General features: G+C 65.5%; 23 protein-coding genes and 2 pseudogenes. 20 read left to right on the top strand and 5 right to left on the bottom strand.

Translation table 11 applies throughout. The annotated features are described in order from the left end of the window. The first annotated feature begins 22 nt into the window (after positions 1–22). The 5 genes and pseudogenes from trbL to IPK81_06300 all read left to right on the top strand — a co-directional run bounded on the left by trbL (position 23) and on the right by IPK81_06300 (position 4,320). A complete protein-coding gene (gene trbL, locus IPK81_06320) occupies positions 23–1,267 on the top strand; it encodes a P-type conjugative transfer protein TrbL (GenBank protein QQS13826.1) in 1,245 nt (414 codons plus the stop codon). Continuing rightward, positions 1,267–1,949: pseudogene (locus IPK81_06315) on the top strand (conjugal transfer protein TrbF). The gene trbL and the pseudogene IPK81_06315 overlap by 1 nt, the downstream one beginning before the upstream one ends. Then, on the top strand, positions 1,946–2,899 hold the full coding sequence (gene trbG, locus IPK81_06310; protein ID QQS13825.1) for a P-type conjugative transfer protein TrbG: 954 nt from the start codon (positions 1,946–1,948) through the stop codon (positions 2,897–2,899). Before IPK81_06315 ends, trbG begins: the two are co-directional and overlap by 4 nt. Beyond that, positions 2,896–4,062, top strand: a complete 1,167-nt coding sequence (locus IPK81_06305) for a TrbI/VirB10 family protein (GenBank protein QQS13824.1) — start codon at positions 2,896–2,898, stop codon at positions 4,060–4,062. Before trbG ends, IPK81_06305 begins: the two co-directional genes overlap by 4 nt. Positions 4,063–4,071: 9 nt before the next feature. Beyond that, positions 4,072–4,320 (top strand): DUF2274 domain-containing protein, encoded by a 249-nt coding sequence (locus IPK81_06300; protein ID QQS13823.1) that lies wholly within the window; start codon positions 4,072–4,074, stop codon positions 4,318–4,320. Here the strand turns inward: IPK81_06300 and IPK81_06295 are convergent. From IPK81_06295 to phnF, 5 genes are all read right to left on the bottom strand, one after another. Beyond that, a complete protein-coding gene (locus IPK81_06295) occupies positions 4,317–5,225 on the bottom strand; it encodes a LysR family transcriptional regulator (protein ID QQS13822.1) in 909 nt (302 codons plus the stop codon). The genes IPK81_06300 and IPK81_06295 overlap by 4 nt on opposite strands. Before the next feature lie 410 nt (positions 5,226–5,635). Further along, a complete protein-coding gene (locus tag IPK81_06290) occupies positions 5,636–6,619 on the bottom strand; it encodes a tripartite tricarboxylate transporter substrate binding protein (GenBank protein ID QQS13821.1) in 984 nt (327 codons plus the stop codon). Between the two features lie 74 nt (positions 6,620–6,693). Beyond that, positions 6,694–8,379: a Na/Pi cotransporter family protein gene (locus IPK81_06285; GenBank protein ID QQS13820.1), complete on the bottom strand. Its 1,686-nt coding sequence runs from the start codon at positions 8,377–8,379 to the stop codon at positions 6,694–6,696. A gap of 19 nt (positions 8,380–8,398) precedes the next feature. Continuing rightward, positions 8,399–9,523 carry an alanine dehydrogenase gene (ald, locus tag IPK81_06280; GenBank protein QQS13819.1) on the bottom strand — a complete coding sequence of 375 codons (1,125 nt, stop codon included), beginning with the start codon at positions 9,521–9,523 and terminating at the stop codon, positions 8,399–8,401. 130 nt (positions 9,524–9,653) lie between these two features. Further along, complete coding sequence (phnF, locus tag IPK81_06275; protein QQS13818.1) at positions 9,654–10,376, bottom strand: phosphonate metabolism transcriptional regulator PhnF; 723 nt, start codon at positions 10,374–10,376, stop codon at positions 9,654–9,656. 94 nt (positions 10,377–10,470) lie between these two features. Here phnF and phnG point away from each other — a divergent pair, with 94 nt between their 5' ends. From phnG to IPK81_06200, 15 genes and pseudogenes are all read left to right on the top strand, one after another. Then, positions 10,471–10,938, top strand: a complete 468-nt coding sequence (phnG, locus tag IPK81_06270; GenBank protein ID QQS13817.1) for a phosphonate C-P lyase system protein PhnG — start codon at positions 10,471–10,473, stop codon at positions 10,936–10,938. Further along, positions 10,938–11,573, top strand: coding sequence for a phosphonate C-P lyase system protein PhnH (gene phnH, locus IPK81_06265; protein ID QQS13816.1), 636 nt, complete (start codon positions 10,938–10,940; stop codon positions 11,571–11,573). Before phnG ends, phnH begins: the two co-directional genes overlap by 1 nt. A 2-nt stretch (positions 11,574–11,575) precedes the next feature. After that, positions 11,576–12,703 (top strand): carbon-phosphorus lyase complex subunit PhnI, encoded by a 1,128-nt coding sequence (locus IPK81_06260; GenBank protein ID QQS13815.1) that lies wholly within the window; start codon positions 11,576–11,578, stop codon positions 12,701–12,703. Between the two features lie 11 nt (positions 12,704–12,714). Then, positions 12,715–13,638 (top strand): alpha-D-ribose 1-methylphosphonate 5-phosphate C-P-lyase PhnJ, encoded by a 924-nt coding sequence (locus IPK81_06255; protein ID QQS13814.1) that lies wholly within the window; start codon positions 12,715–12,717, stop codon positions 13,636–13,638. Positions 13,639–13,652: 14 nt separating this feature from the next. Next, positions 13,653–14,429 (top strand): phosphonate C-P lyase system protein PhnK, encoded by a 777-nt coding sequence (gene phnK, locus IPK81_06250; GenBank protein ID QQS14977.1) that lies wholly within the window; start codon positions 13,653–13,655, stop codon positions 14,427–14,429. Positions 14,430–14,458: 29 nt separating this feature from the next. Beyond that, positions 14,459–15,148: a phosphonate C-P lyase system protein PhnL gene (gene phnL / locus IPK81_06245; GenBank protein ID QQS14978.1), complete on the top strand. Its 690-nt coding sequence runs from the start codon at positions 14,459–14,461 to the stop codon at positions 15,146–15,148. A 13-nt stretch (positions 15,149–15,161) separates the two neighbouring features. Next, positions 15,162–16,307, top strand: a complete 1,146-nt coding sequence (locus tag IPK81_06240) for an alpha-D-ribose 1-methylphosphonate 5-triphosphate diphosphatase (protein ID QQS13813.1) — start codon at positions 15,162–15,164, stop codon at positions 16,305–16,307. 10 nt (positions 16,308–16,317) lie between these two features. Further along, positions 16,318–17,616 carry a phosphonate metabolism protein/1,5-bisphosphokinase (PRPP-forming) PhnN gene (gene phnN, locus IPK81_06235; GenBank protein QQS13812.1) on the top strand — a complete coding sequence of 433 codons (1,299 nt, stop codon included), beginning with the start codon at positions 16,318–16,320 and terminating at the stop codon, positions 17,614–17,616. A gap of 14 nt (positions 17,617–17,630) precedes the next feature. Continuing rightward, positions 17,631–18,218, top strand: coding sequence for an N-acetyltransferase (locus tag IPK81_06230; GenBank protein QQS13811.1), 588 nt, complete (start codon positions 17,631–17,633; stop codon positions 18,216–18,218). After that, complete coding sequence (locus tag IPK81_06225; GenBank protein ID QQS13810.1) at positions 18,218–19,435, top strand: aminotransferase class I/II-fold pyridoxal phosphate-dependent enzyme; 1,218 nt, start codon at positions 18,218–18,220, stop codon at positions 19,433–19,435. Before IPK81_06230 ends, IPK81_06225 begins: the two co-directional genes overlap by 1 nt. Next, positions 19,432–21,879 carry a transketolase gene (locus tag IPK81_06220; GenBank protein ID QQS13809.1) on the top strand — a complete coding sequence of 816 codons (2,448 nt, stop codon included), beginning with the start codon at positions 19,432–19,434 and terminating at the stop codon, positions 21,877–21,879. Before IPK81_06225 ends, IPK81_06220 begins: the two co-directional genes overlap by 4 nt. Before the next feature lie 40 nt (positions 21,880–21,919). Then, a complete protein-coding gene (locus IPK81_06215; protein ID QQS13808.1) occupies positions 21,920–23,431 on the top strand; it encodes an MmgE/PrpD family protein in 1,512 nt (503 codons plus the stop codon). Between the two features lie 28 nt (positions 23,432–23,459). Beyond that, the gene (gene prpC / locus IPK81_06210) at positions 23,460–24,626 is read left to right on the top strand and encodes a 2-methylcitrate synthase (GenBank protein ID QQS13807.1); all 1,167 of its coding nucleotides are present in this window, start codon (positions 23,460–23,462) and stop codon (positions 24,624–24,626) included. 7 nt (positions 24,627–24,633) lie between these two features. Beyond that, positions 24,634–25,536 (top strand): methylisocitrate lyase, encoded by a 903-nt coding sequence (gene prpB / locus IPK81_06205; protein ID QQS13806.1) that lies wholly within the window; start codon positions 24,634–24,636, stop codon positions 25,534–25,536. Between the two features lie 67 nt (positions 25,537–25,603). Next, a pseudogene (locus tag IPK81_06200) lies at positions 25,604–25,893 on the top strand (transporter). Positions 25,894–26,529: the final 636 nt, after the last annotated feature.

Below are 26,529 nucleotides of genomic sequence, written 5' to 3'. Positions count from 1 at the left end.
ATGAAACGCGGGGTAAGGGCCGATGGGCGGCACAGGCGTCATCGACCGGTTCCTCGAAGTCTTTACCAGCTACATAGACAGCGGCTTCGGGCTGCTGGGCAGCGAAGTCGGCTTCCTGGCGGCCACGCTGGCCGCGATCGACTTGACGCTGGCCGCGCTGTTCTGGGCTTGGGGCCGGGACGAGGATGTCATCGCTCGGCTCGTCAAGAAGACTCTGTTCATCGGCGCCTTCGCCTACCTCATTGGCAACTGGAACAGCCTCGCCCGCATCGTGTTCGACAGCTTCGCGGGTTTGGGTCTGAAGGCTTCCGGCACTGGTCTGTCGGCGGCGGACTTTTTGCGTCCCGGCCGCGTCGCCCAGGTCGGTCTCGATGCCGGACGGCCCATCCTCGACTCCATCTCCGGACTGATGGGCTACATCAGCTTCTTCGAGAACTTCATCCAGATCGCGGTGCTTCTGTTCGCCTGGGTCGTGGTGCTGCTCGCCTTCTTCATTCTCGCCGTCCAGCTCTTCATCACCCTGATCGAGTTCAAGCTGACGACCCTTGCCGGCTTCGTGCTGATCCCGTTCGGACTCTTCACCAAGACTGCCTTCCTGGCCGAGCGCGTGCTGGGCAACGTCGTGTCCTCGGGCGTGAAGGTCCTGGTGCTGGCTGTCATCGTCGGCATCGGCTCGACCTTGTTCTCGCAGTTCACCTCGGGATCAGGCGGTGCACAGCCTTCCATCGAGGATGCCATGGCGCTGGTGCTCGCCTCGCTGGCGTTGCTGGGGCTGGGCATCTTCGGACCGGGCATCGCCAACGGCATCGTCTCGGGCGGGCCGCAGCTCGGCGCCGGCGCCGCCGTGGGAACGGGCTTGGCGGCTGGCGGCCTTGGTGTCGCAGCAGGCGCCATCGCCGCAGGTGGTGCGAGCGCCGCGGCCGGTGTGGCGCGCGGCTCCGCCGCGCTGGCTGGCGGGGCAACAGCCGCCTATCGCGGCGGTGGCCTGTCCGGTGTGACCATGACTGGAGCCTCTGCTGTCGGCAGTCCGCTGCGTCGGGCTGGTTCCAGCCTCGCAACCAACTTTGAAGCGGGCGGTCGTGCCGCAGCCGGCGGTTCAGACACTGGCACCGCGCCGGAACCGGGCGACACACCGCCCGCCTGGGCGCAGCGCATGCGGCGGAGCCAGGCCGCCAGTCATGGCGCCTCAGCCGCCATCCACGCCGTCCGCTCCGGCGATCACGGCGGCGGCGGATCCTCCATTGATCTCTCCGAAGGAAACCGTTGATGTTCAAGCGTTCTTCCGTGCGCTACGGCCACTCACCCGCACCTGAAACGCCCTATCAGAAGGCCGCACAGGTCTGGGATGACCGGATCGGTTCTGCCCGCGTTCAGGCGAAGAACTGGCGCCTGATGGCGTTCGGCTGCCTGGTGCTGGCGGCCGGTCTCGCCGCTGGCCTCATCTGGCAGGCGGGGCGTGGCACCATCACGCCCTGGGTCGTCCAGGTCGACAAGCTCGGCCAGCGCAGGCGATCGCGCCGGCCGACGCTTCCTATCGGCCGACCGATCCGCAGATCGCCTTCCATCTGGCGCGTTTCATCGAGGATGTGCGCGGCCTGCCGTCTGACGCGGTCGTGCTGCGCCAAGGCTGGTTGCGCGCCTACGAGTTCACCACCGATCGCGGTGCCGCGGCGCTCAATGACTATGCGCGCCGCACCGACCCCTTCGCCAAGCTGGGCAAGATGCAGATCTCCGTCGAGGTCTCGAGCGTCATCAGGGCGTCGCCGGAAAGTTTTCGGGTGGCGTGGACCGAGCGCCGATACGAAAACGGCCAGCTTGCCGCCACCGAGCGGTGGACCGCCATCCTCACCATCGTGATCGAGACGCCGCGCAATGCCGATCGCCTGCGCAAGAATCCACTCGGCGTCTTCGTCAACGCCATCAACTGGTCGAAGGAGCTCGCACAATGAGGCAAGTAAGAAAGAGGCAAGCCATGAGGCCGGCCTTACTTCTCTCGCTGCTGGCGACTACCGGATGCGCATCGACCAAGCCGCCGCAAATCAGCTACGACGAGAACGTGCCGCCGCTTCCCGTCTCATCGGCGCCGGCTGAACATCAGCCGCGGCCACTGCACGTTCCGCCGCCCTGGACACCCTCACGCGGGGGCGCGGCAGATGCGAAGGGGCCGATCGCTCGCGTCGAGGCCGCCAATGGCGCCGCGCGCATCGAGCCGCGCCGTGAGGGCTACTTCAACGCCGTGCAGGTGTTCCCTTACAGCCCAGGCGGCCTCTATCAGGTCTACGTCGCTCCGGGACAGGTCACCGACATCGCCCTCGAGCCGGGCGAGCAGCTCACCGGCTCGGGGCCGGTCGCTGCGGGCGATACCGTGCGCTGGATCATTGGCGATACCGAAAGCGGCAACGGCGACACGCGGCGCGTGCACATCCTGGTCAAGCCGACCCGACCTGCTATAGAGACCAACCTCATCGTCAACACTGACCGGCGCACCTATCTGATCGAATTGCGTGCACACGACCGGCCCTACATGCCCTCGGTGGCCTGGTTCTATCCCGAGAGCCGAGGCAAGAGTCTCCGTGCCTTGCCGCCGGTGCCAGTTCTCCCAGAAATCGCCCTGCGCCGTTACCGCTATGCGATCGAAGGCGACTTACCGCCCTGGCGGCCCGTCAACGCCTATGACGACGGCCGCAAGGTCTACATCGAGTTCTCGCCGGGCATCGTCCAGGGCGAGATGCCGCCGCTCTTCATCGTCGGTCCCGACGGTAAGCCGGAACTCGTCAACTCGCGCACATTCGGCAACGTTCTGATCGTCGACCGGCTGTTCGCCGCGGCTGAGCTGCGGCTCGGCGGCGAGAGCCAGGAGACAGTCCGGATCGTGCGCACGGACGGCAGGCCGCGATGACGGACCAATCGCAGTCTGCTTCTTCGCTCCCTGGGCCCGCACGTGCCTTCAGGCTGCGGCCGGAGGGGCCACGCGTTACCCGCCTGTCGCGTAATGTCCTGATCGGCGGCACGGCGCTTGCTGCTATCGTGACTTGCGGGGCTGTGCTGTGGGCCTTGCAGGGTGATCGGCTACGCGGCGTCGCGCCCCAGGAGCTCTATACGACGGACCGCCGCAGCGTGGCCGATGGACTTGCCGCTTTACCCCGCGACTATGTCGGCGTTCGGCGCGACGCACTGCCGCTCGGCCCGCCCCTGCCGGGCGATCTCGGGCGGCCGATCGTGGCGGCCCAGGGTCAAGCTGCTGCATCAATGCCGGATCCCGAGATACAGCGCCGCGCGCAGGAAACGGAAGCGGCCCGCGTCAGCCGCCTGTTCGCCACCACCAACCGCCCGCAGGCGGCATCGGCCGCGGGGCCAGCAGCTCGAGCATCGGGGGGAGGGGCCCCGTCGTCGCTCGACGAAGCCTCCATCCAGAACGGGCAGGATCGGAAGCTTGCGTTCCTGAACGCGCCGGTCGACCGTCGCACCACCAGTCCCGATCGTCTGGTGCTACCGGCGTCCCCTTACGTCCTGCAGGCCGGCGCCATCATCTCGGCGGCCCTGATCACCGGTCTACGCTCCGACCTTCCGGGGCAGATTGCCGCTCAGGTAACTGAGAACGTTTACGACACGCCCACCGGCCGATCGCTGCTGATTCCCCAAGGAGCTCGGTTGATTGGTGTCTACAACAGCCAAGTCTCATTCGGGCAGTCGCGTCTCCTATTGGTCTGGACACGGCTGATCCTGCCCAATGGCTATTCGATCGTGCTCGAGCGCCAGCCCGGTGCAGACGCCTCGGGGCAAGCTGGGCTCGAGGACGGGGTTGATCATCATTGGGGATCTCTGTTCAAGGCAGCGTTGCTCTCGACCATCCTGGCGGTCGGCACCGAGGTTGGATCAGACCAGAACGACAGCGACATCATCCGCGCCTTGCGCCGTGGCACCGGCGACACGCTTAACCAAGCCGGCCAGCAGGTCGTTCGCCGCAATCTCAACATCCAGCCGACGTTGACCATCCGGCCCGGCTATCCGGTCCGCGTCATCGTCACCCGCGATCTCGTGCTGCATCCTTATGGCGGATAGAGGCAACTCATGGCCAAGCTGAAGCTCAGCGCGATCCCCGACGACAAGCCGGTCAAGCTCGCGATTGAAGTCCCGGCACCTGTTCATCGTGACCTTGTCGCCTATGCCGAGGCGCTCGGACGTGAGACCGGCCAGTCGGTCGATCCCGCCAGGCTCGTGGTCCCGATGCTGGCGCGCTTCATGGCGACCGACCGGGCTTTTGCCACGATTCGCAGAGCGCGCAACAGCATTGCACCGCCCGAGCGATCGGAATGTTAGTTGCCTACGGTCTGAGGGTGATCCTTGCGTAGCATTTCGAGGAAGCGCGCGAGGGCGGGATTGCTGTTTTCATGCTCCCAGCATGCGGTAAAGGCGATATAGCTCGGCCCTGCGGCGTCGCGCACCGCGCGAAAGATCACCCCGGGACAGGCAAAGCCAGTCCAGGACTCGCACTGGATGCTGACTTTCTGCAGTACCTCCAGCATAGCGAGGATGCTATCATGAGCAACACTCCAGCATGTGACGTCCACCGCTTCTCCGGGCGCTGCAAGCTTCTGCACTATGACGCCGTGCAGGTCTAATCCTGGGTCTCGCCGACTGAGCAGGAATGCCTCTCCCTTGAGGTCGGGCCAATAGATCGTCTCGTTGCCTGTCAGACGATGACCTGCAGGAAGCGCTACGAAGATCCGTTCGGACCATAGAAACATCGAGGGACCGTCGTGCGCCTTGCTTTCGCCGGCGACGACGACGATATCGATGTCCCCCATTGCTAGGCCGGCGAGCAGTCTCGCACGGGCATGTTCCACCACTTGAAATTCGACGTCCGGGAATGCCCGGAGGTATTCGGCCAGCAGCGCCCGGAACCTGTTGGCTGAAAGCGGCGTGCAGGTGCCGATCGTGATGCCTCCAGCTTCGCCGCGACCGGTGGACTGAGCTACCGATGCCATGCGATCCATCTGCTCCAGCAGACGTCGCGATCTTCGCACGATCTCGCTACCCGTCACTGTGGCACGCACGCCGCCGCTCGAACGCTCGAACAGCTGCACGCCCAGCTGCTTTTCCAGTTGCCGGATATGGCGGCTGAGTGTCGATTGCTTAGTGCCGAGTGCTGCCGCCGCTCGCCGCAGACTTCCGTGCTCTGCTGCTGCGATGACGGTGCGCAGATACCTGGGCTCGATCCCCATGATGTGCTCCAGAAGCAGCCCTCGGCGGGGCGTCAACTCAGAGTCTTTGACCGACGGCTGAGGCAGGCGGCGTTAGGCAAAGCGGAGCGATTGGGCCGCCAACGCGGTCACCAGGCACCACAAAGGGGGGGCCCTTGAGTTGGCCCGCGGCACGGATTCGACCGAGACTGCCAGCCGAGATATCGAGATGGCCAGCTACCGCAAGCGAACGGCCGATCGCCTTCGGCTCACCTAGCTCGTCAACGCAGGTGCCATGGCTGTCGCTCGTGATGAGTTGCATCATGGTGGCCTCCTTGAGGAAGATGTCTCGCTATATCGAGGCGAATAGTCTTTCTGTGACCCTGCAAAAGTGAGCAGGGTCGCCGCCCAGCGAGCCGCCATTGCTAAACACCAGCCTGCATACTTGGTCGCTAATCCAGAATGACTTTTGACGCCTTCGCGATGGGTGCCCATTTAGCAAGTTCCGACTTAAGGAAGTTCGCGGCCTCCTTGGCGGACCCGCCTTTAACGTCGACGCTGGACTGGGCGAGTCGTTCTTTCACGTTCGGATTGCTGATGACGGCATTCACAGCAGCGTTCGCTGCCTCGACGATTTCGGGGCCCAGGTTCGGAGCGCCGACAAGCATCGTCCAGCTAAGGATCTCGAACATCGGCAAGCCCGCCTCAGCCGTCGTCGGGATGGAGGGAAGGGAGGCCGAACGTGCTGGTGATGTCACCGCCAGCGCCCGCACCGATCCCGATTCCACCTGGGGCAGGGCCGTCGGGATGTTGTCGAAGAGAACTTGGACACGGCCGGCGATCAGGTCCTGGAGCGCCGGGCTGCCGCCGCGATAAGGGACGTGTGTAAGGTCGCAGCCCGTCAGTTCGTTGAACCAAAGCCCCGCAAGATGCCCGAGCGACCCGCTGCCCGGTGAAGCGAAGTAGTAGGCGCCAGGGTCCTTCTTCGCCTTCGTCTGCAGATCGGCCAGGGTCGTGCCGACCGCTGGGTTGGCGAAGATCGCCATGGCCGTGGTCGCGATCGTCGCGATCGGGGTGAAGTCGACCGCGGGTTGGTAAGGGGGGCGGCGCATCAGGGCGGGTGCGATCGCATGGGTCGAGACCGTTGCTATGCCCATCGTGTAGCCATCGTTTGAGGCTTTCGCGACCGCATCTGCACCCAGCGTACCCCCGGCGCCGGTCTTGTTCTCCACCACGATCTGCTGCCCAAGCTTTCCCGACATGGGGGGCGCGAAGATCCGCGCGACGAAGTCGGTGGTGCCTCCAGCCGAGAACGGCACGACCAGCTTGATGGGACGTCGTGGCCACGAGTCCTGTCCTGAGGCGGCTCCCGGTACGGCCCAAGCGGCGGCCGATCCCTTGATCAGATGACGACGGACTAGGCGTGGCGGGCGCATGCGTTCTTCTCCCAGTTGGAAGAAGTAGACATCTATACGTATATATTAATAAGTCAAGCAGTCGAGATGGGCCGTCAGGTGAACTGGCCTTGCGGCGAGGGCGGCTTCCTCAGCCTGGTGCCGCACAGCTCGCCTGCTTTCTCCAGGATCGGATGAGCGGTCGACGTAATCAGCGAGTGGATGTGGCGCAGCTCTCGCAGGACGTCGAGATGAATTGAGCTCGAGTCTAGTGTTTCCGGTACCTGGTTGCTCAGCCGTTGCAGGTGATTGTCGACAGTGCGGCGCTCGATGGCCCGGAAGGCGGCCTCGTTCTCCAGCATCTCGCGGGCAGTTCGAATGTCTTCGGTGAGAAAGAGCGTTGTCGAGAGACTGAGCTGGCGCAGGACCTCAGCCTCCAGTTCCTGAAGTTCGGCAAATCCCGCAGCAGAGAAGCTGATCTGGCGCCGGATCTTCTTCAGCGCGATACGCAGGAGGCCGCGCGACGCGACGTCGCCGACGTGCTCGAGCATGGTCGCGAAGCCGATCACGATGCCGTATCGGCGGCTTTCCTCCTCGCCGGCGCCTTCCCAGGCCAACTGCGCCAGGTAGAGCTTCACCGCCTCATGCAGCGCATCGAGCCCTTTGTCCTGCCGCCGCACCTCCTTCACGCTCGCTTCGCTGCCGTTCTCGAAGTTAACAAATGCCGTCTTCAGCATGACTTCGATGATGTCGCACATGCGCAGGGCCTCCCGGGAGGCTCCGGCGAGCGAGGTCGCGAGGGAGTCAGCTCTACCGGCCGCGGGGAGATGGCGAGGCTTGCCGACCTCGTCCCCGGGGGGCGGATCCGGAACGAGCTTGGACAGGATCCTGGCCGTTATATTGAGGGCCGGTGCGAAGACAGCTGACACCACGACATTGAACAGGATGTGGAGAAACGTCGCCTGATGGGCAACATCCGGCGCTACGTCGGACATGAGCCGGCTGATCGGCGGCAGCAGCGACAATCCCAGCGCAACGCCCGCAAGCTTGAAGACGAGGTTGCCGAGCGGTACGCGCCGCTCCTCTGCACTTGCCCCGAAGGTGGCCGTGATGGCAGGCCACGAACCTCCAAGATTGACTCCGAGAACCAGGGGCAGTGCGATCTCGGGCGTCAGCGTACCGTTTGCCGCGAACGAGACGATGAAGAGCATCGTGGCCAAGCTCGAGTGCGCGGCCCAGGTAAGCACCGCGCCGATCAGAACGAGCAGGATCGGCTCATCCGACACCGACAGCAGGACCGACGACAGGTAGGGCGAGGCGCGCAACGGGACCGAAATCTCGCCAATGACCCGGAGCGACAGCAGCATGAGGCCGAGGCCGACCAGGGCCTGGCCAGCATCCCGCACCTTGGGCTGGCGATCCCGGCTTGCGGCAAGGAACCCCAGCACGCAGAAGACCGGCCAGAGAGCCGACAAGCGCAACGATAGGAGCTGGGCGACCACGCTTGCCGCGACGTCGGCCCCTAGAACGATCGCCAGAGCAGCGGGAAGGACCAGGATGCGACGGCGAACGAGCGCCGCGGCGATTAGCGACGTAGCGGTCGTGCTTTGCACGAGTAACGTGATCAGGAAGCCCACCGCGAACGCGGTACTGTGTCGGGCGCCGGTCTGTCCGAGAACCCGGCGGAGGTCGGCTCCCCAGGCCCGGAGAATGCCCTCACGGACGGCGCGCATGCCCCACAGCAGCACGACGATGCAGCCGGCAAGTGCCAGGACACCCTCGATCGGCGAGGCCGGGCTCATGCTGCGCTCCCGGGCCGTGCTAGCTCGCGAGCATGAGTTCCGGGCTCACGAAGTCCGTGCTCCGGGAGAGGCCATGCGCCACCCCAGGATGGGTGAGCTTGCCGTCGCACACGTTCAATCCGGCGAGGAGGTTGAGGTCCGAAAGCAGTGCTTGCCGCCAGCCTTTATCCGCGATGGCCAGGACGAAGGGCAGAGTGGCGTTCGTGAGTGCGATGGTCGAGGAGCGCGCCACGGCGCCCGGCATGTTGGTCACGCAGTAGTGGATGATGCCGTCCTCGACATACACCGGGTCTGCGTGCGTGGTCGGGCGGGAGGTCTCGAAACATCCGCCCTGGTCGATCGAGATGTCGACGACGACCGAGCCGGGGCGCATTTTCGGAAGAATTTGCCGGGACAGCACTCGCGGCGCCGGCGCTCCGGGGACCAGCACCGCACCGACGACAATGTCGCTGTGAAGGACCGCGCCCTCGATCCCGGTTGGTGTGGCGACGAGCGTCTTGATGCGTCCGTCGTAGGCTTCGTCGATTCCCCGCAGCTTCGAGATCGACCGGTCGAGCACGGTCACCTCTGCGCCCATGCCGAACGCGACGCGAGCGGCGTTGGATCCGGAAACGCCGGCGCCAATAATCACGACACGTCCCGGCGGCACGCCCGCAATTCCACCGAGAAGCACGCCGCTTCCGCCACGGGCCTTTTCCAGGAAAGCGGCACCCGCCTGGATCGAGAGCTTGCCCGCAATCTCGCTCATAGGGGCCAGGAGCGGCAGGCCTCCCGCCGAATCCGTGATGGTCTCATAGGCGATCGCGACACTGCCCGACTGCATCAGGAGCGCTGTCTGCTTCGCCGATGCCGCCAGATGCAGGTAGGTGAAGAGAACTTGGCCGGGCCTGAGCATTGCGCACTCTTCGTCAAGCGGCTCCTTGACCTTCACGATCATGTCGGCCGCGTCGAAGATCGTGCGCGCGGTCGGTTTCAGGTGAGCGCCAGCAGCAACGTATTCCTGGTCGGTGAAGCCCGAGCCCGCGCCGGCGCCTTGTTGGACGAGGACCTGGTGGCCTGCCTGCACCAATTCGCGAGCTCCTGCCGGTGTCAGCGCAATCCGGTACTCGTGCGTTTTGATTTCCGTGGGGACACCGACCAGCATTGTGACGCTCCTGTCCTGCAGTGGCCCGCAACGGCGCAAAACGCACCCGCAGACCTCAAGAGAACGTCTATACGTCTATACGATAAGAGGCGGCAAGCTCATTTTGAGGGAACTGCCGGGCAACCCGCCATCAAGGTTCGAAGACCAACTGCACCCGTTCGCCGGAGAAGCGAACCTCGTGATAGACGATCGGCACGTCTCGGCCGTCTACATCGACGCTCTCGGCGACGAGGATGGGCCGTGTCTGCGGCTGCTTCAGATGCTCGGCATCGGCTGCCGAGGGCATACGCGTCGTCACCCTCGTGACCCGCCGCGTGTAGTCGTTGATCCCGAACTTGCGCAGCACTTTCGTCATCGATTGTAGGGACTCGTAGGCTTCGATGAAGCCGGGGAAGCGCGCCGCCGGAAGATAGTTGGTCGAGACGCTGATTGGCCTGCCGTCGGCCTCGCCGATCGTCTCGAGCATGATCAGCCGACTGTTCGCTCCGAGCTTCAGGGCCTTGTTGACGTCGGCCATGCCCGCGACCTCCAGGCCCCGGAGGATGCGGTGGCCCGGTTCTTTGTGGTGGCGGAGGATATTGGCGCTGAAGCGGGTACGCTTGCCGATCGCATAGTCGATCACGCCTTCCTCGACGAAGGTCCCGTGGCCCCGCTGAATCCTCAGAATCCCCTTGCTCACCAGGGCCGCTACGGCCCGGCGAACCGTGTGCCGATTCACGCCGAAGCGCTCTGCGATCTCCGTTTCATTAGGGATACGCTCACCGGGTCCTGGCTTGCCCGTCGAAATCTCCTTGAACAGGGTCTGCTCGATCTGATGCCACACCGCAACGCCAGGTTCCCGACCGATCTCCATCTCGTCCGACTCCGACCAAAATTTGCGAGTCTTTCCTCTTTACTCCTCCAAAACGGTTTGACATAGTCATACAGACGTCTATACGTCTGTGGAGATGTCGATGACCGATCCCGTTACCGCCGCCGTCGCTTCCCGCCAGCGCTGGACAGGCATTCTGGCCCGGGCCAGGACCGAAGACCTGGAAAGCGCCTGGCGTGCGCTTCCCACGAAGCCCGCTTACGAATTCCTCCGTCGCCCGGAGGCCGGCCTGGTCGTCCTGCGCGGCCGCGCGGGCGGGAGCGGCGGCCAGTTCAACCTCGGCGAGGCCACCGTCTCGCGCTGTGCCGTCCAGCTCCCGGGCTCCGCCTCGGGTGTCGGCTATGTGCTGGGCCGTGACCTCCGCCATGCCGAGCTGGCGGCCGTGTTCGACGCCCTGCTGCAGGATGAGAAGATCGGCGCCCAGCTCGAGAGCAATGTCATCGGGCCGCTCGCGGCAGCCCAGGCGGAAGCCCGCCAGGCCGTCGCCCGCCGCAGCGCCGACACGAAGGTCAACTTCTTCACTATGGTCCGGGGGATGAGCTGATGACCGTCACCGCTGAACGATCGGCCGCCCTCGTGAACGGGCATGCCGCCAACCTCGTGCCGCCCGGCTTCGCCGATCCTGTCCTCGACAGCCAGGCGGCTTTCCGCAGCATCATGGACGCTTCGGCGCGGCCCGGCACGATCGTCGACGCCGGCAGCAACCTGCCGGCCTTCGACGGCATCGATCCAGCGGCCCTCTGCTTTCTGATGGCGCTCTGCGACCACGAGACGTCCCTCTGGCTCGGCAGCGACCGCGATCACGCGGCGGTCTTCCGCTATCTCAAGTTTCATACCGGTGCCGGAGCGGCGCGCCGTCCAGCGGACGCCCACTTCGCGCTGATCACCGAGCCCGGCCACCTGCCGCCGCTGGTGACCTTCGCGACCGGCGACCCGGAATTCCCCGAGCGTTCGGCGACCATCCTGATCCAAGTCCCTGACCTCACGTCCGGCCTGCCGCTTCGGATCGCAGCACCGGGTATTCGCGACAAGATCACGATCAATGTCGCGGGCCTCGACCTGCGGTTCTGGTCGGCGTTCGCCGCCAACCGGGGCCTCTATCCGTGCGGCGTCGATGTGATCCTGACCGCGAGGGAGCGCCTGATGGCGCTTCCGCGGTCCGTCATCGTGGAGCTCTGACCATGTACGTCGCAGTCAAAGGCGGAGAGAAGGCCATCCTCAGCGCGCACCGGCTCCTGGCCGAGAAGCGGCGCGGCAATCCCGAAACCCCGGAGGTCTCGCTGGCCCAGATCTCGGACCAGCTGGGCTTCGCTGTGGACAGGGTCATGACGGAGGGCTCGGTCTATGACCGCGAGCTCGCTGCCCTGGCGATCAAGCAGGCCCAGGGCGACCTGGTCGAGGCGATCTTCCTCCTGCGTGCCTACCGCACGACCCTCCCGCGGTTCGGATTCACGCAGGCTCTCGACACGGCGGCGATGCGCGTCCATCGCCGCGTGTCCGCAACGTTTAAGGACGTGCCCGGTGGCCAGATCCTGGGCCCGACATTCGACTACACGCACCGGCTCCTCGACTTCGCCCTCGGCCAGCCGGAGCAAGACCGCCCGCCCACGGCCGATACCGATTTGACGGCGACGTCCGCAGGCGCCGGTGTTGAGCCCGAGACGGTTCCCCGTGTCGTCGACATCCTCAACCGCGAAGGGCTCATCGAGGAATTCCTCCCCGCTGCCAATGACGGCGAGGAGGTCGGCGACCTCACCCGCGATCCTCTCGAGTTTCCGGCCGCCCGCGACATCCGCCTGCAGAATCTCGCCCGCGGCGATGAAGGCTTCCTCCTCGCGCTTGGGTACTCGACGCAGCGCGGCTACGGCAACAATCACCCCTTCGCCGGTGAGATCCGCGTCGGCGACGTCAACGTCGAGATCGTGCCCGACGAGCTCGGCTTCCCGATATCGATCGGGGACGTCGTCCTCACCGAATGCGAGATGATCAACCAGTTCAAGGGCTCCGAGCAGAAGCCGCCCCAATTCACCCGCGGGTACGGTCTCGCCTTCGGCTACAGCGAGCGTAAGGCGATGGCGATGTCCTTGGTCGATCGAGCGCTGCGTGCCACTGACCTCGGTGAGGCCGCGGCGGCTCCGGCCCAGGATCCGGAGTTCGTCCTCTACCACTCCGACAATGTCGAGGCCTCGGGGTTCGTTCAGCACCTCAAGTTGCCTCACTACGTCGACTTCCAGGCCGAACTCGTACTCGTGCGCGCACTGCGCAAGGAGCGGGAGCGCCGGCTGGCGAAGCGCGAGGCCGCCGAATGAGGGAGAGAGCGATGAAGCAGGACGCAGGGTCTAACACCGCACGGCTGCAGGCTGGCTACAACTTCGCGTACTTGGACGAACAGACCAAGCGGGCGATCCGCCGGACCATCCTCAAGGCGATTGCGGTGCCGGGGTATCAGGCCCCCTTTGGCAGCCGGGAGATGCCGCTGCCCTACGGCTGGGGCACCGGCGGTATCCAGGTTACCTCCGCCGTCATCGGTCCTGCGGACACCCTCAAGGTGATCGATCAGGGCGCCGACGACACCACGAATGCCGTCTCCATCCGACGCTTCTTTGCCCTGGTCGCCGGCGTTGGCACGACCGAGCACACGGCCGATGCCACGATCATCCAGACGCGGCACCGGATCCCGGAGGCCCCGCTAAAGGAAGGCCAGATCCTCATCTATCAGGTGCCGATGCCGGAGCCAATGCGCCGGCTTGAAGCCCGCGAGACCGAGACGCGCAAGATGCACGCGCTGCAGGAATACGGCCTGATCCACGTCAAGCTCTACGAGGACATCGCGCGGTTCGGCAAGATCGCCACGACCTACAACTATCCGGTGATGGTCAACGGCCGGTATGTGATGGCGCCTTCGCCCATCCCGAAGTTCGACAACCCCAAGCTCCACATGAGCGCGGCGCTCCAGATCTTCGTCGCCGGGCGGGAGAAGCGCATCTACTGCATCCCGCCCTTCACCGAGGTGCGTAGTCTCGATTTCGAGGATCACCCGTTCGAGATCGAGAAGTGGGACCAACCCTGCGCGCTGTGTGGCTCGACCGACAGCTACCTCGACGAGGTGATCGCCGACGACACCGGCCGGCGCATCTATCTCTGCTCGGACAGCGACTATTGCGAGGACCGGCGCCGACACGGGCACAAGGGCGCCGATCCCGACTTCTTCGAAGCCGATGTGAGTGGGAACTCCAAGCCATGAACGCGACCGTCGCCATCTCTCCCGATCCATTGCTCCGGGCCACCTCGGTCACCAAGGCGTATGGCGCGCGCCTCGCGTGCAGCGACGTCTCCCTCGACCTGTGGCCGGGCGAAGTGCTGTGCGTCGTGGGCGAATCGGGGTCGGGCAAGACGACCCTGCTCAGCTGCCTGTCGGGTCGCGCGCAACTCACCAGCGGCACCGTCGAATACAACACTCGGATGGGCGGACTCACGGACTTGGCGACGATGTCGGAGGCTGAGCGGCGCATGCTAATGCGCACCGACTGGGGAATCGTGCACCAGAACCCGCGGGACGGACTGCGCATCGGCGTCTCGGCCGGCGCCAATGTTGGGGAGCGGCTGATGGCCATCGGCTCGCGCCACTACGGCAACATCCGCAGCGAGGCGATCGACTGGCTGTCGCGGGTCGAGGTCGACATCGACCGCATCGACGATCTCCCGAGCTCGTTCTCGGGCGGCATGCAGCAGCGCCTTCAGATCGCCCGCAACCTGGTGACCAAGCCCCGCCTAGTGTTCATGGACGAGCCGACGGGCGGCCTCGATGTCTCGGTCCAGGCGCGGTTGCTCGATCTCCTGCGCACCCTGGTCGGCGAGCTGGGTCTCGCGGCGGTGATCGTCACGCACGACCTGGCCGTGGCGCGCCTTCTCGCACACCGGCTGATCGTCATGTATCGCGGCGAGGTGGTCGAAAGCGGACTGACCGACCAGGTGCTCGACGATCCGCACCACGCTTACACGCAGTTGCTCGTGTCCTCGATCCTGTTGCCCTGAGGGAGCTCGCCATGTCCGTAGACAACACGATGATCAAGGTGACCGACCTCCAGAAGGTATTTCACCTCCATAACCAGGGCAACATCCGCATCAACGCGCTCGCCGGCGCCTCGCTGACGGTCGGCAAGGGCGAGTGCGTCGTCCTCAACGGGCCCTCGGGCAGCGGCAAGTCCACCCTGCTTCGCTCGATGTACGCCAACTACAAGGCCGACTCGGGCGAGATCCTCATCCGCCACGACGACAGATGGGTGGATATGGTCTCCTCGCCGCCGCAGAAAATCCTCGACGTCCGCCGCAAGACCGTGGGCTATGTGAGCCAGTTCCTGCGCGTGATCCCGCGCGTGTCAACGGTCGACGTCGTGAGCGAGCCGCTGTGGCTGATGGGCGAGGACCGCGAGCGGGCGCGCGACAAGGCGCGCGAGCTCCTGTCGCGCCTCAACATCCCTGAGCGCCTGTGGTCGCTGGCGCCCGCCACCTTCTCGGGCGGCGAGCAGCAGCGGGTGAACATCGCGCGCGGATTCATTGTCGAGCGGCCGGTGCTTCTCCTCGACGAGCCGACCGCCTCGCTCGACGAGGCCAACTGCCGGGTCGTGGTCGGCCTGATCCACCAGGCCTTGAAGCGCGGCACCGCGGTCGTCGGGATTTTCCACGATCCCAAGGTCCGGGCCGACGTGGCCACCAGGTCCTTCGACATGTCCGCGATCGCAACCTTGCACTGATTTGGACACCGCCATGACGACACATCTGACCCTGACCAATGCCACGCTCGTGTTGCCCGACAGGGTCGTCCCGAACGGGACCGTTCGCGTCGAGGACGGGACGATCAAGGACATTTCGTATGGGGGCTCGGCAGTCCCCGGGGCGATCGACTGCGAGGGCGACTACGTCACCCCCGGCTTGGTCGAACTCCACACCGACAACCTGGAGAAGCACCTTTCTCCCCGGCCGGGCGTACGCTGGCCGGCTTCCTCCGGGGTGCTCGCCCATGATTCCCAGCTTGCGAGCGCCGGCATCACGACCTCGTTCGATGCGCTGACCGTCGGGGACAGCCAGCCGGACGGCTTGCGCACCAAGATCCTGGGCGAGTCAATCGAGACGATCACCGCGCTGCAGGAGGGTGGCCACACACGGGCTGAGCACTTCATTCACCTGCGCTGTGAGATCAGCACGCCCAACGTCGCCACCCTGTTTGCCGAGCTCGCGGTGCACCCGCTCCTGAAGCTGGTCTCGGTGATGGACCACACGCCCGGCCAGCGGCAGTGGGTGGACTTAGAGAAGTACCGGGCGCGGAATTCGGCGCTGCTGAGGCTCGACGAGAAGGGGCTTGACGAGCTGATAAACCGCCGCCTGTCGGATCAGCAGAAGTACTCGGATCTGAACCGGAGCGCGATCGTCCAGGTGGCCCGCAGTCGGGGCCTGCCGATCGCCAGCCACGACGACACGTCCGTCGAGCACGTCGAGGAGGCCAAGGCGGCCGGCATCTCGATCTCCGAGTTTCCGACCACGCTTGTTGCGGCCGAGGCCGCGCGCAAGCAGCGCATGGCGATCGTCATGGGCGCGCCTAATGTGATCCGTGGCGGATCCCATTCTGGCAACGTGGCCGCGCTCGAGCTGGTGGAGCGAGGTCTGCTCGACATCCTTTCGTCCGACTATGTTCCGTCGAGCCTCCTGCATGCCGCCTTCGTGCTCCAGGACAAGGCGGACATCACGCTCAATCACGCGTTCGATATGGTCGCCGGAGCGCCGGCGGTTTCGGTGGGGCTTGTCGACCGCGGCGCGATTGCCGTCGGAAAGCGCGCCGATCTGCTGTGGGTGAAGCGCCTGGACGATGGACCCCTCGTCCGGATGGTCTGGCGCGCGGGCCGGCGGGTGAGCTGACGGATCGGCGATGACCAGCGCGGCTCCTCGCTTCGGCATCTACTTCGTGCCAGCCCCCGGCAGTGCGCTCGCGCGGTTTGGCGCGGGGCTGCTGGGGCGCGACATCGAAACCGGTGAGGCCGTCAGCCAATTTCCGCTTCCCGGGATCGGACCCCGGCGGCAGCTCCAGCACACGCAGGCCGCGCGGCACTATGGGTTTCACGCAACGCTGAAGGCGCCGTTCCACTTGGCCCCACGAGCGAATTTCGACGCGATCGACACCGCCGTCTCGCGCATTGCGGCGGCAACGTCGCCGGTCCTGCTGCCGGGGCTCGAGGTCACAGCCGAGAACGACTTCGTCGCGCTGCGCCCGGTGGCGCCGACGCCCGGGGTCGACGCCTTGGCGGCCCTTTGCGTGCGGGAATTCGACGGCTTTCGGGCCCCCCCCAGCGCTGAGGAGACCGAGCGGCGACGGTCCGCCAGGCTCAGCCGGCGCCAGGAGGAGCTGCTCGCGCGTTGGGGTTACCCCTATGTGCTCGACGAGTTCCGCTTTCACCTGACGATTACTGACCGCATCCCCATAGGGCAACAGATTCGGTGGAAGCAAGCCCTGGCAGCAAGCGGCTCCGACCAGTTCGCGATGCCACTCCTGATCGACGCCCTCTCCATCGTTTCCCAGCCGGACACCACCATGCCGTTCAAGGTCGTTCGGCGCCATGCGCTCATGGGCGCACGGCGTAGCCGCGGCCACTGCTTTCTGATCGTTGGACCGAGCGGTAGCGGCAAGGACACGCTGATCGAGGCCATGAAGCTCGCTCTCGCGTCGGATGGCTTCCATTTTCCCAAGCGGGTGATCACCCGGCCGGCGGATGGCGGCAGCGAGCTGCACTACTGCGCAAGCCGTGACGATTTTCGGTCGCTGCAGGACAATGGCGCCTTCTGCCTGAGCTGGGAAGCCCACGGGCTTTGCTACGGGATTCCTGACACGGAAGTCGAGCACGCCCTGGCCTCCGGTCGGCACGTGTTGATCAATGTGTCCCGGGCCGTGATCGAGCAAGCGCGGCATCGCTTCGGCCCAGGCGTCACGATCATCAACGTGACGGCGCCCGTCGATGTTCTCGCTGCGAGGCTCCGCGAGCGCGGCCGGGAAAGTGCGCAGGACATTGCTCGTCGCCTGGCGCGGGCCATGGAAAGCGCTCCGACGGGAGCCGACGTGGTCGAGTTCGTGAACGACCGCCCACTCGGGCTTGCCTGCGAATCGCTTGCCGAGATCCTGAAAGATCGAGTTTCGCGTGGGCTGCGGCCGCCGGTCGCGAGGGGCGTATGTTGAAGGGAGTCGAGACCATGTCTGTTTCCGAGACCGCATTCGCCAAGCGGGCGACAGTGCGCGAGTCGACCGATTCGGACGTGGCGGCCATCCAGGCCATCTACGCGCACCACGTCAACACGGGACCTGCCTCATTCGAGGAGGTTCCGCCGTCGAACAAGGAGATGGCGGCGCGTCGCCATGACGTGATCAGGCGGGGGCTTCCTTACCTTGTCGCGGAGATCGACGACATCATCGTGGGCTACGCCTACGCCAACCTCTACCGGCCGCGACCCGCGTACCGGTTTGCGCTTGAGGACTCGATCTATATCGACAAGGACTGCATCGGCCGGGGCATCGGAACGGCCCTGCTGAGCGCGCTGCTGGACCGGTGCACGGCCCTTGGCTATCGCCAGATGATCGCAGTCATCGGGGGTGGACAACCGGCCTCCATTGCTCTCCACGCGCGGCACGGATTCCAGCCCGCAGGCAAGTTGCCTGACGTCGGCTTCAAGTTTGGGAAATGGCTCGACAGCGTTCTCATGACCAGGCCGCTGGGCCCCGGCGCAACGTCGCTACCGTCCCGTTCCCCGTTCCAGCCGACACAAACCGGAGCGGGGGTCTGATGCCCGTGACGCGCCGTGAGCCCATTCCGCCCTTCATGGTCATGGACATGCTGCGCGCTGCCAATCAGCGCCAAGCCGCGGGAGAGGCTGTCATCCACCTGGAGGTGGGGCAACCTAGCACCGGTGCACCTGCGGCCGTGTTGGAAGCAGCGCAACATGCGCTCCGGAACAATCGCCTTGGATACACTGACAGCGCAGGACTACCTGAGCTGCGGCAGGCAATTGCGGCGCACTACTGGACCGCTTACGGCGTGGACGTCGATGATTCCGAGGTGTTCGTCACCACGGGCTCTTCGGCCGGGTTCTTGCTGGCATTCCTGTCTGCCTTCCGGCCTGGCGACCGGGTCGGCCTGGCTGCTCCGGGGTATCCTGCTTATCGGAACATTCTCACCGCATTGGGCTTTCGTCCGGTCCTGATCCCAGTCGGCCCGTCGTCGCGCTACCAGATCGACGTCGACATGCTGTGCCGCGGGGGGCCGCTCAAGGGCCTGATCATCGCGAGCCCTTCCAATCCGACCGGCTCGATGATCGACGCGGACCGATTGAAAGACATCTACCAATGGTGCGCGCTGAACGACGTGACCCTGATCTCTGACGAGATCTATCACGGCATTTCGTTTTCAGAGCCGGCCCAGACCGCACGTGCCTTCGGCACCGACGCGATCGTGATCAACTCGTTCTCTAAATACTTCAGCATGACTGGCTGGCGCCTTGGTTGGATGGTGCTGCCGCCCACCCTAGCCCGAGCCGTCGAATGCCTGGCCCAGAACTTCCACATTTCGCCGCCAGCCCTGTCGCAGATCGCTGCATCGGCGGCGTTCAAAAGCAAGGCCGAGCTCGACGGCCATGTCGCGCGATACAGGAGCAACCGCGACATCCTGCTTGCCGGCCTGCCGCGCGCCGGCATCAAGACCTTCGCTCCCCCCGACGGTGCTTTCTACCTCTATGCGGATGTCTCGGCCTTCACACGCAACAGCCTGGAATTCTGCCAGAAGCTCCTGGCCGACACTCTGATCGCCGCCGCCCCCGGGATCGACTTCGACCCGCTCTCGGGAAGCCGGTTCATTCGCCTTTCGCTTGCGGGAACCTCGCAGGAGATGGAAGAGGTGGTCAGTCGCCTGTGCGATTGGCAGGGCGGACTGGATCGCGCGTCGCGCGTCCGGAGCACCATGGGCAGCGGCTTCCATCGCAAGCGCTCGCGAGAGATCACGTCATGAGGAAGGGGCACGCGCGGTCTGGGGGACGCGACGAAGATGGGGACCTCGTCCACCTGCTCGGCCAGATCGAGCGCAAAGTGCTGTGGCTTTCGTCCTGGATGATCCATCACGCCAATCACCTGCGGGACAATGCCGACGGGCTGAAGGTGGGCGGTCACCAGGCCTCGTCGGCCTCCCTGGTCTCGATCCTCACCACCCTCTACTTCGCCATCCTGCGACCGCAGGACCGGGTGGCCGTGAAGCCTCACGCTAGCCCGGCATTCCACGCCATCCAGTATCTGTGCGGTCTGCAAACGCGCGAGAACCTTGAGAACTTCCGCGGCTACAAGGGCGCGCAATCCTATCCCTCGCGGACAAAGGACGCCGACGACGTCGACTTCTCGACCGGGTCGGTCGGCCTTGGTGTCGCACAGACGCTCTTCGCAAGTTTGGCCCAGGATTACATCAAGCGGAAGGGCTGGGCGTCCGGATGGCCCGAGGGCCGCATGATCGCCCTGGTGGGCGACGCCGAGATGGACGAGGGCAACATTTACGAGGCGTTGCTCGAGGGCTGGAAGAAGGGGATCCGGAACACCTGGTGGATCATCGACTATAACCGGCAGAGCCTGGATGCGGTGATCCACGAAGGCCTCTACGCCCGCCTCGAAGCCTTGTTCAAGGCCTTCGGCTGGGACGTCGTCACGCTCAAGTACGGGTCGCTGCTGGAGGAGGCTTTTGCCGAACCCGGCGGCGAAGCGCTGCGCGCCTGGATCGACCAGTGCCCGAACCAGCTCTATTCGGCGCTCACTTTCCAGGGAGGGAGCGCGTGGCGCAAGAGGCTGCTCGATGAGATCGGCGATCAGGGAGACGTGACGCAGCTGATCGAGTCCCGCTCCGACGACGAACTCGCGCGCCTGATGACGAACCTGGCGGGGCATGACCTCCCGACCCTGCTCGAGACGTTCAGGGGAATCGACCACGACCGGCCGGTCGTCTTCATCGCCTACACGATCAAGGGATTCGGGCTCCCGCTGGCTGGCCACAAGGACAACCATGCCGGCCTCCTGAACCCCGACCAGATCGGCACGCTACGCGACAGTCTCGGCGTCCGGCCGGGACACGAATGGGACGTCGCCGAAGGCCTGGATCTCGACCAGGAAGAGTTGCAAACCTTCCTGTCCAGGGTCCCATTCAGGCAGGCGCCCGCGCGGCGCCTGGCCGCCAGTCCCATCGAGGTGCCGGCGGAGCTGCCGGTTCCGCGGCAGGCCGAGCTCTCCACCCAGCAGGGCTTCGGCCTGATCATGAACGAGCTCGGCAGGGCGACGCACGAGCTCGCCAACAGGATCGTCACCTGCGCGCCCGACGTCACCGTCTCAACGAACCTTGGTGCCTGGGTCAATCGACGCGGGCTGTTTTCCCGGGAGGCCGTCTCCGATCTCTTCCGCAAGGAGCGCATTCCCTCTACCTATCTCTGGGAGTTCTCGCCGAAGGGACAGCATATCGAGCTCGGCATCGCGGAGATGAACCTGTTCATCCTCCTGTCGGCCCTGGGACTCTCGCACTCACTCTTCGGGGAGCGCCTGCTGCCGATAGGGACGCTCTACGACCCCTTCATCGCCCGCGGCCTCGATGCCCTGAACTACGCCTGCTACCAGGATGCGCGGTTCATCCTGGTGGCGACACCTTCCGGCATCACGCTGGCGGGAGAGGGCGGTGCGCACCAGTCGATCGGCACGCCGCTTATCGGCATAGCCCAGGACGGGCTTGCATCGTTCGAGCCGGCTTTTGTGGACGAGCTCGGCGTCATCCTGCGCTTCGCCTTCGACTACCTGCAGCGCGACTCTGCCGATGCCTCGAGCCCGTCGTCCGATCCGGCGCGCGCCAGCTGGCTGCGCGACGAGCGCGGGGGCTCGGTCTACCTACGCCTCTCGACGCGCTCGCTGGAGCAACCGACACGCGAGATGTCCGCCGACCTGGCCGAGGGTATCGTCGACGGCGCCTACTGGATGCGCAAGCCGGGGCCCAACGCGCATGTCGTCATCGTCTACAGCGGCGCGGTGGCGCCGGAGGCGATCGAGGCGACCGGCCTAATCGCGGAGGATCGTCGCGACGTCGGCCTGCTCGCCGTGACCTCGGCAGACCGGCTCAATGCCGGCTGGACGGCGGCACAGACTGCCCGCGAGACCGGCCTCATGCACGCCCGCAGCCACATCGAACGACTCCTCGCCGATGTGCCCGCGCATTGTGGCCTCGTCACCGTGCTCGACGGCCATCCCACGACGCTTGGCTGGCTGGGGTCGGTTTACGGCCACAAGGTCAGAGCCCTCGGCGTCGAGCATTTCGGCCAGACCGGGTCGATCGGCGAGCTCTACCGGCATTACGGCATCGATGCGCAGTCCATCGTCGCGGCGGCACAGGCGATCGTCCCCGGTCGCCCGATCCGCCATCTGCGCCGGCTCGGCTAAATCTCCCGCTCGTGGCGTCCGACAGCAGAGGAACAATAACGTGAAGACCCATCGCGTGCGCACACGGAAGTCAGCGGAAGAGTTTCCGCGCCAGGAACAGCTCGCCTGGAAGATCGCGTCGGTCGCCGGCGACCGGGTACCGATCGCGGACGATGTGGTCGAGATGGTCGGGAACCGCCTCATCGACAACGCCGCGGTGGCGGCGGCCTCGATCAATCGTCGTCCGGTGATCGCCGCACGCGGCCAGGCTTCGGCACACGGGGCTCGGCCAGGGTCCACTCTCTTCGGCATGGACGCCTCGTCGCGGGTCTCGCCGGAGTGGGGCGCCTGGGCCAACGGCGTCGCGGTCCGCGAGCTCGACTATCACGACACGTTCCTGGCTGCGGACTACTCGCATCCCGGCGACAACATCCCGCCTTTGCTGGCCGTCGCGCAGCATTGCGGACGGACAGGAGCGGACCTCATCCGCGGCGTGGTCGCGGCCTATGAGATCCACGTCAACCTCGTGAAGGGCATCTGCCTGCACGAGCACAAGATCGACCACATCGCCCATCTCGGACCGTCGGCCGCCGCCGGACTGGGGGCGTTGCTAGCCTTGCCGGTGGAGCAGACCTACCAGGCCGTGCAGCAGGCCCTCCATGTGACCACGACCACGCGGCAGTCCCGGAAGGGCGAGATCTCCTCGTGGAAGGCGTTCGCCCCGGCCTTCGCGGGAAAGCTCGCGGTCGAGGCGGTGGATCGCGCCATGCGCGGCGAGGGCGCGCCGTCTCCGGCATGGGAAGGGGAGGACGGCTTCATCGCCTGGCTGCTCGGTGGGCCGACCCGCGAGTACGAGGTGCCGCTGCCCGAAGCGGGTGAGCCAAAGCGCGCAATCCTCGAGACCTACACCAAGGAGCACTCCGCCGAGTACCAGAGCCAGGCGCTGATCGATCTCGCCCGGCGCATGAGGTCGCGGATCGTCGACCTCTGCCAGGTCCGCGACATCCTGATCAGCACCAGCCACCACACGCATTTCGTCATCGGCACCGGCGCCAACGATCCGCAGAAGATGGACCCGACGGCCAGTCGCGAGACGCTCGACCATTCGATCATGTACATCTTCGCCGTCGCCCTGCAGGACGGCACCTGGCACCACGAGAAGTCCTATGCGCCCTTTCGGGCGTCGCGGCCTGATACGGTCGATCTCTGGCGCAAGATCCGCACGGTCGAGGATGCCGAGTGGACGCGGCGCTACCACTCGACCGATCCGGCGACCAAGGCATTCGGCGGCAGGGTCACGATTACCCTCCAGGACGGGAGCAAGGTCGAGGACGAGCTTGCGGTCGCGGACGCGCATCCCCTGGGCGCCCGGCCTTGGAAGCGGCCGCACTATGTCGAGAAATTCCGGTCGCTGGCGGCGGGCGTCATCGAGGCGGCGGAGCAGGACCGGTTCCTCGATGTCGTTGCCCGGCTGCCGATGCTCCAGGCGAGCGAACTCGGCGACCTCAACTTCAGCATCGACCCGAGACTGCTGAGACCGTCCCCGCCCGGCATCTTCAGGCCGGTCGTCTGACAGCTTTCGTCCGCATGAGGTGAGGCTCGTGGCTACAACACCCGCTCCCAAGAAGTCCGTTGCCTTGTCCGGCGTGGCTGCCGGCAACACGGCGCTCTGCACGGTCGGCCGCTCCGGCAACGACCTTCACTACCGGGGCTACGACATCCTCGATGTCGCCGAGGTCTGCTGCTTCGAAGAGATCGCGCATCTGCTGGTGCATGGGTGGCTGCCCGACCTGAGCGAACTGAAGGCCTACCGGAGGAAGCTGCGGGGCCTCCGCCATCTCCCCGCCACGCTCAAGCGCACGCTAGAGCTGCTGCCCGCGGCGGCGCATCCGATGGATGTGCTGCGGACCGGCGTCTCCGTTCTCGGCTGCGTGCTGCCTGAGGAGAAGGACCATAGCGAGACCGGCGCCCGGCACATCGCCGATCGCCTCATCGCCTCCCTTGGGTCGATGCTTCTCTACTGGTACCACCACGCCCATCACGGGCGGACGATCGACGTCGAGATCGACGCCGAGGATGTGGCGTCGCACGTCCTGCTGTTGCTGCACGGCGAGGAGGCGCCCGCCTCGCATGCCAGGGCCCTCAACACCTCGCTGATCCTCTACGCCGAGCACGAGTTCAACGCGTCCACCTTCACGGCGCGCTCCATCGCGGGCACCGGCGCCGACCTCTATTCGGCGGTCGCCGGGGCGATCGGCGCGCTTCAGGGCCCCAAGCACGGCGGCGCCAACGAGGTCGCCTTCGAGATCCAGAGCCGGTATGCCGACCCCGATGCCGCCGAGCAGGACATCCGCGCGAGACTGGCGCGGCGGGAAGTCATCATCGGCTTCGGCCATCCGGTCTACACGACCGCCGATCCGCGCAATCAGGTGATCAAGTCGGTGGCGCACCGCCTCAGCCTGGAAGCAGGCAGCACGAAGCTCTTCGACATCGCCCACCGCATTGAGACGGTCATGTCGGACAACAAGAAGATGTTCGCCAATCTCGACTGGTTCAGCGCCATCTCCTACCACCTCATGGAAGTGCCGACTGACATGTTCACGCCGCTGTTCGTGATCGCGCGCACGGCCGGGTGGTGCGCGCACATCATCGAGCAGAGACAAGACAACAAGATCATCCGGCCGGCCGCCAACTATGTCGGACCGGAACCCCGGCGGTTCGTCCCGCTGGCGGAGCGGTCGGCCCGTCCTGCCGCCCAGGCCGCCTGAGGCGCCCATGTCCTACTTCGTGCGACAAGCCGGATCGTCAGCGGGCGACCGCTTCAGGGACCTCCTGGCGCAGGGCGGCATCCTTCGGATACCGGGCGCCCACAACGGAATGGCGGCGCTCCAGGCAAAGGCGGCCGGCTTCCAGGCGCTTTACCTGTCCGGTGCTGCCATGAGCGCCTCCATGGGATTGCCGGACCTCGGCATCCTGACGCTCGACGACGTGGCGTTCTTCGTGCGCCAGGTGGCGCGCGCGGGCGGCCTGCCCGTGCTGGTCGACGGCGACACCGGTTATGGCGAAGCACTGAACGTGATGAACATGGTGCGCTGCTTCGAGGACGCCGGCGCCGCGGCGGTGCACCTCGAAGACCAGCTCCTGCCCAAGAAGTGCGGCCATCTGAATGACAAGCGTCTCGCAGAGGCGCCCTACATGGCGGCAAAGATCGCGGCGGCCGCCCGGGCACGACGCCACCTCTACATAATCGCGCGTACCGATTCGGTTGCCAGCGAGGGCTTCGACGCCGCGGTTGCGCGCTGCAGGCTCTACATGCAGGCTGGAGCGGATGCGATCTTCCCCGAAGCGCTGACGAGCGTGGATATGTTCGAGCGGTTCGCATGTGCGCTTCCCAATGTGCCGATGCTGGCTAACATGACCGAGTTCGGGCGCACCCCGTATGTGCCGGGAACCCAGTTCGAACGAATGGGCTACCGGATGGTGATCTGGCCCGTCTCATCGCTCCGGATGGCGAACAAGGCCCAGGAGCGGCTGTACGAGACGCTTGCGCGCGAAGACGGTGTCTACAGTCTCCTCGGGGCGATGCAGACGCGTGCCGAACTCTATGAGGCAATCGGATACGACACCTACGAGACGCTCGACCGGGCGATCATCAAGTCGATTCTGCCGCCTGCCTAGAAGGGCGGGGCGGCCGGGTACTGCCGAGTGGGAGTCGTTTGTCTCTCTGGTCGCGGAAAGGTAGGACATGAGCATCGACGTCACACTCCTCGTGTTGCTGGCCGCCGCGCTCAATGCGGGCTGGAATGCCGTCATCAAGATCTGCGGCGATCGTATCGCCGTCATGGCGGTGGTGACATGATCGGCAGCGTGATCTCGATGGCGGCTCTCCCGTTCGTTGACTCGCCCGATCCCGCGAGCTGGCCGCTGCTCGTCCTGGCGATCCTGGTCCACACCGCGTACCACTTCGCGCTTCCGGTCGCCTACAACCACGGCGACCTGGGTCAGGTCTATCCGATCGCACGCGGCTCTACGCCACAACACGCGTTGGGCCGCTTCCGTGGTGCTTCCGCGGCCAGTCCAAGCGCGGCGAGAGCAAAACGCCCGCTTAGTAAGCGCTTTGAAACATGGTAGAAAGTGGCGGACCCGGCGAGATTCGAACTCACGACCTCTGCCTTCGGAGAACACGCCTACGATAGGTGATCGCGGGTAAGCTAAGTGCTCGCCAAATTCGAGGGTCGATGCCACACTCGAAGGAGCGAACTAGCCGCGTCGCATGAGCTAGACAGCACCTACGCGCTGCAGACTGCTAACGGAATCAGGGCGGGAAGACGCGAATGACCCTGTTGAGGAAGGCGATCAGCGCGCTGCTCCGGCTTTTCGGACTGTCGCGGTCCCCGCCAGCGCACCCGAGCACATGGTCGCGGCCGGTCCTTGAGCTTGAACGCTGGACGGGACCCGATCGACCTCCGCCCCTCATGTGGAAGGAGTGCCATCCACGGACACGCGCTATCTTCAAGGCAGAACTCACTTGTTCGAACGGCCACGGCGTGTCGCTGCGAGGACACTCGATCGCAGCAAACGGAAGGGTTTCGCCGAGTGTCGTGTGTCTGGCATCCGGCTGCAACTTCCACGATTTCGTGCGCCTGGAGGACTGGTCTGCTGGCGTGCTCT

It is taken from the genome of Rhodospirillales bacterium, assembly GCA_016699855.1.
Classification (GTDB): Bacteria; Pseudomonadota; Alphaproteobacteria; order Reyranellales; family Reyranellaceae.
The sequence above is the reverse complement of the archived record's forward strand: the minus strand, read 5'-3'. Positions and strand labels throughout refer to the sequence as shown.